Source organism: Mesorhizobium sp. M1E.F.Ca.ET.063.01.1.1, assembly GCF_003998155.1.
Taxonomy (GTDB): domain Bacteria; phylum Pseudomonadota; class Alphaproteobacteria; order Rhizobiales; family Rhizobiaceae; genus Mesorhizobium.
Genome location: NZ_RZSC01000434.1, coordinates 1 through 4,983, shown reverse-complemented (window position 1 = coordinate 4,983; position 4,983 = coordinate 1). Strand labels below are relative to the sequence as shown.

5 protein-coding genes and 1 pseudogene are annotated in these 4,983 nt (G+C 65.6%); 2 read left to right on the top strand and 4 right to left on the bottom strand.

Features of this window, described 5'->3' with window-relative positions:
• Window positions 1–71: 71 nt before the first annotated feature.
• A complete protein-coding gene (locus EOA29_RS24705; protein ID WP_245464987.1) occupies window positions 72–1,190 on the bottom strand; it encodes a glycosyltransferase in 1,119 nt (372 codons plus the stop codon).
• 58 nt (window positions 1,191–1,248) lie between these two features.
• Window positions 1,249–1,302, bottom strand: a pseudogene (locus EOA29_RS43215) (hypothetical protein); the annotation flags it as partial.
• Between the two features lie 413 nt (window positions 1,303–1,715).
• On the opposite strand from EOA29_RS43215, the gene EOA29_RS24700 reads away from it, so the two are divergent.
• Window positions 1,716–2,147: a nuclear transport factor 2 family protein gene (locus EOA29_RS24700; protein WP_126094754.1), complete on the top strand. Its 432-nt coding sequence runs from the start codon at window positions 1,716–1,718 to the stop codon at window positions 2,145–2,147.
• Window positions 2,148–2,227: 80 nt separating this feature from the next.
• Here the strand turns inward: EOA29_RS24700 and EOA29_RS24695 are convergent, their stop codons facing one another.
• Window positions 2,228–3,847 (bottom strand): tlde1 domain-containing protein, encoded by a 1,620-nt coding sequence (locus EOA29_RS24695; protein ID WP_245468528.1) that lies wholly within the window; start codon window positions 3,845–3,847, stop codon window positions 2,228–2,230.
• 272 nt (window positions 3,848–4,119) lie between these two features.
• Here EOA29_RS24695 and EOA29_RS41635 point away from each other — a divergent pair, with 272 nt between their 5' ends.
• Window positions 4,120–4,290 (top strand): hypothetical protein, encoded by a 171-nt coding sequence (locus EOA29_RS41635; RefSeq protein ID WP_189350162.1) that lies wholly within the window; start codon window positions 4,120–4,122, stop codon window positions 4,288–4,290.
• Window positions 4,291–4,410: 120 nt separating this feature from the next.
• Here EOA29_RS41635 and EOA29_RS24690 read toward each other — a convergent pair whose 3' ends face one another.
• Complete coding sequence (locus EOA29_RS24690; protein ID WP_245464729.1) at window positions 4,411–4,890, bottom strand: DUF2231 domain-containing protein; 480 nt, start codon at window positions 4,888–4,890, stop codon at window positions 4,411–4,413.
• Between the last annotated feature and the right edge of the window lie 93 nt (window positions 4,891–4,983).

Here is a 4,983-nt window from a genome sequence, read left to right as displayed (position 1 = left end):
CCCTTCTCCGGCCCGATCCAGGTCTCGCCGGCGCCCCTGCAAAGGGCGCTGGCAGAACTGACGCAGTGAGTTCACGGCTGACTCATCAAATCGAGCAGCCGCTTCGCCGCTACCGCCGCGCCGTCGGCGCGGACTCTGCTGGCGACCTCGCCTGCGCGGATACCGGTTTCGGGCGCCAGCGCCGTCCCCAACGCCGCCGATAGTGATTCCGCAGTCGGCGTCGGGCCGTCATGAGCGGCACCGATGCCGACTTCGGCCACCCGCCGCGCCCAGTAAGGCTGGTCGCCGATCTGCGGCATGACGACTTGCGGCGCCCCTGCCCGCGCCGCGGCGGCGGTCGTGCCGGCGCCGCCGTGATGCATGACGGCGGCCACGCGGCGGAAGAGCGCCTGCTGGTTGACATCGCCGACGGCGAAGCAGTCGTCGCGATCGTCGATCGGGCCGAGCTCGGCCCAGCCATGCGCGATGACCGTACGCCGGCCCCTGGCGCGGACCGCCTCGATGGCCGCGCGGCCCGCTTCCCTGGCGACCGCTATCGAGCCGAAGCCGACATAGACCGGCGGCGAGCCGGCTTCGAGGAACGCTTCCAGCCCGTCGGGGAGCGGCCGTTCGTCCGGCAGGATCCAGGCGCCGGTCTGCACGGCGTCGATCAGGTCCGAGGGCAGCCACGGCCCCAGTGTCGGGTCGCAGGCAAGCAGGACAGGATCGCCGTAGACATAGTCGCGGACATTGTCCAACAGATGCAATCCGAGCGATGCGCGATGGCTGTTGATCGCGCCGCCAAACAGCGCGTTCTTGGTCCGGATATCATGGTCCCAGAGCGCCCTGTTGTCGGTCACGCCGGCTGGAAGCGGATGTCCCGGATATTCAAAGGGCCGGTTGAGCGCCGACGGCAGCCAGATCGGACAGAAGGTGGCAAGGATGCAGCGGATGCCCCGCTGCTCGGCGACCAGCCGCGCGGCGGCACAGGAGGGAAAAAGGCCGCACGCCACCACGGCATCGCAGCCTTCGGCGGCCGCCATGAGCGCGTCGAACTGCCTGGCGAGGATCTCGGCCGCCTGGCCGGAGATGAGCTTCGCCCGGCTCTCGGGCGAAGCGTCCGCCGAACGCCTGATCATTTCCTTCGCCCATGCGCGCACCGGCGAGAAGGCCCACGCCGGCGCGGGCACATAGCGCAGCAAACTCCTCATCACCGGGGACACTCACCCGCACCTCGGCGCCGAGCGCCTGCAGCCGCTCGCCGAGCGCCACCACCGGCTCGACGTCGCCGCGCGAACCATAGGTCGACAACAAAATCCGCATTCAGGAACTCCCTTTCCCAAAAAATAAGGTCAAGGGCAGCGTACATACGGCATGACCGGGGTCTTGCCGCAAGCCCGGGGTGCGCCATATCTATCTTCTGGGAGGGACAGATATCCTTGCCGTCCCGCCAATCCCGCCGATTTCCGACGTTTGCCAGGGCGCCTCTTGCGAGGTCGCCGCGTCGCAATCCGTCGCTTGCGGCAAACCTTTGCCCGCGCGCTGATCGTGCTCGGCGCGCCGATGGCGGCGAAGAATACGATCCGACCGAAGTTCAGGGAATCGGCGCCGGCAATCTGAACGAAAACCAGGGCGTGAACGCATTTACGGGCAGAAGCGCCGGGAAGTGAGATAGCGCGAGCCGGGAGCCGACTTTTCGGATAAAGTTCTCTTTCCGATCATCTGAGGGCGCTAAGATGTTGGCCCCTGACCTAACGAAATTTATCGAGCAGGATCATCTGGCTTTAGATGCCTTCGTGAAGGGCAATCCTGAACCTCTGAAAGATCTCTACTCGCGACGGGATGACGTCATTATCGCCAATCCGTTCGGGCCGCCGGCGAAGGGGTGGGAAAAGGCCGCCGCGACCATGGAACGGGCTGCCACCAATTACCGGGACGGCGAGGCCACCGGCTTTGAGCGCATCTCCGAGTACGCGACAGCGGACTTGGGCTACGTCATCGAGGTCGAGCGGTTCCGATCCAAGGTCGGTGGTGGCGACAAACTGGTGCCGATTGCGCTTCGGGTCACCACCATTTTCCGGCGGGAAGAAGGCGCGTGGAGGATCGCCCTTCGTCATGCCGATCCGATAACTTCAGCCCGCCCTCCGGCGTCCATAGTCGGAGAGTAGAAGGGGACCCGTCTGGGTCCTACTCGATGAGAGCCGCAGTTTGCGCCTCGGCGGGCGCGTCCTCTGCCGGCTTTGCCGGCTTAGCCCTGGCGCCCTTCCTGGGCGACCCGGGTGGGCGACCTGGTCAGGCGCGGGACGACCACGAGGCGCTTGATCTTGCCTTTCTTGTAAGCGGCGAGGAAGCGGTGGTAGTCCTTGAAGACGACACAGCCATTGGACTCGGCGCGGCCGCCACGCAGCATATAGGTGTGGGCGAGCAGGCCGTCGCGGCCGTATTTGTTCTTGCCACTGGTCGGCGTCAGCCGGATCGCCTCGACGCCGTGGAAGCGCGATTCACGCATCGACAGATTGTAGGTATCGGGCGGCGTCGGGCCGACATTCTTGCGGTTGACGAAGCGCGGCTGGTCGACCATCGAGCCGAACCCGGAATGCGCCTCCAGCTTCGAGCCGTCCGGCATGTAGACCGTCCCGGCAGAGATGTCGTAGACGGCGACGCCATTGCCCGTCGAAGGCCCGTTGAACAGACTCCCGAAGGCCCTGCCGAGGCCGCCGCGCTCGGGCGTGTCCGGCTTGGCGTAGGCGAGCATCTCGGAAGGCTGCGCCTTGCCGCGCTTGGCCGGCCCGGCATTGACTGGTTTCGAGCCCTGCACGCCCGGAAGCGCCTGCTCGGAACTCCTCAGCGAGCGCAGCGACTGCGGGCCTTCCGCGGTATCGACGGCGGGCTCAGGCTTCGCGGGCTCCGGCCTGGCAGCTTGGGGCTTTGCCGCCTGGGTTGCCTGCGGCTTGGCCGGATCAGGCTTCCTCGTGGCATTCTGTTCGGGCGCCTCGGTCGCGCGCTCGAGTGTGGTGCGCGGCCTCAAGCCGGGAACGGCGATGCTGTCGGGCAAATCATCCTGCGGCGGCAGCGAGGCGACCTGCACTTCACCCGGGCCAGCGGCGGCTTGCCCCGAGGCTTCAGCACCGTCAGAGGCGCCGGCTGCCAGATCCGGCGCACCGCCGTTGGCGAGCTCGACCGCGGTCGGCACGTCGACCGTCTCTTCGGGCATGACATTGGCCAACGCCAGCGCCAGCTCGGAGGCACGCTCGACGTCGACCTGATTTGAGCCGAAGCGTGCCTCGGCCGGGCCGGTCTCGGCCAGGTCGGTCTGGGTCGGGTCGTTCTCAGCCGCGCCGCCGAAGCGGCTTGCCGCCGGCAGGCTGGCAAGCAGGAAAGGCGCGCGCTCGGCGCGCTGGAAGGCATCGGCAAGTTTCTGCGGCGAAAGCCCGGCGCGCTTGACGACGCTGTCGAAACGATCCGCGACGTCCGCGGCGGAGGCTACCTCCACGGCCTTCTCACGGGCAACCCTGAGCTTTTCAAACGCGACGCTGTCCGGCGCCGCCGGCTTCAGGCGTGCGGCCTTGCCGTCATGTACCAAGGTGGAGGGGGTCGGGGTGGAGTGCGCGAAGCTGGTGGCGAGGCCGAGACAGCCGCTATCGCAGCCCCTGGTGAGCGATCCCGTCTTGTATGGCCCGGCCGCGGCAAGCCGCGGTGCCCAGGCATTGACAAGCTTGCGGCGCTGATCGGCGAGCGCGATGTTGCGCGGCGCGAGCAGGCTCTGCGGCAATCCGTTGGAAGCAGCGGTAAGCGTGGTGCTCACCGAATAAAGGCCAGCCAGGGTGGCCACGGACCATAGCGCCAGCGCGGCGCCGACAGCGGGCACCACAACCCAACGATGACCACCAGATTTCTTCGAAGTTACCCCCTCTTCAGGAGCGTCACCCCGGTTCTTCACACACAAAAACGCCATACGACCACTCTCAATCGGCATGCCGGTTCGCGGACCTGGCATCCGTCACGATCACAGTTCGCCTGGTGCCCCCTGCACCTTCACGCGTCTGTTGCCGATTGATTCAAAAGATGGACAAAGATGGTTAACCAATCCCTCCACCAATCGCCATTGTGGCGACGGTCCATACGAAAAAAGAGCCTTCCATGGTCTTCGCCGCGGTAAAAATGCTCTTCCTCACCCGCTTTGCTGCCCGTTTTTCCGGCCTCTGTCAAGAAACCGTGAAGATCGGAACCGCAGCAATCCTGGCCGCGTATAGAGCGATTAAGGTCGAAATGCGACCGGGCGGCGTGGCACTGGAACAAGCCTGCCAATGATGTGGTGGACCAGCCGGCAAAGCCGACGGAAGATATTGCGGCACCAAATCACCCCAAGAAAAGTCACCCCAGCCGGAGGGCGGAGGTGACTTGAAGCGAGAAAACCATGCGTTGCGGAGTTCAGCGCATTTCGTCCGGTCCATCGGCGACGCCGACATGGTGCCGATAGACCATTCCCCAACCCTTCCAGCCGGTGAATAGAAGGATGAGGACGACGACCAGCGACAGGACCAGGCCTACCGGCATCACCGCCGCCTCGCCGTGCGCGAAGCGCGAATACCAGTTGTAGAGCTCGATCAGGACGACAATGACGTTGCCGCCGGCGTGAAGCCAAACGTCCTGAAGATTGCGGATCTGGGTATCGCCGAGGACATCGGTCAGGCCGGCAAGAGCCGCCAGCGCGGCCATGATCAGGCCGGCCCCGAGAAGCCAGAGCGAAGCGGTGACCCAGCCCGGATTGCCGGTCCACCAGAAGACGAGGTCGCAAACGAAGGTCGCGACGAAGAAGGCGATCGGGAACGGAATCAGCATCGCGTGGACAGGATGGCCGGCAATGCTTGCCGTGCTGTGCGGATTGTGGGGGATCATATGCTGAGCCATCGGAATGCCTCCTGGAGGCGTGGCGAGCGCCGCCCTCAGGCCACAGACAATGGATCACTGGCTTGGCGGCAAAAAGCCGGACACATACCGAAC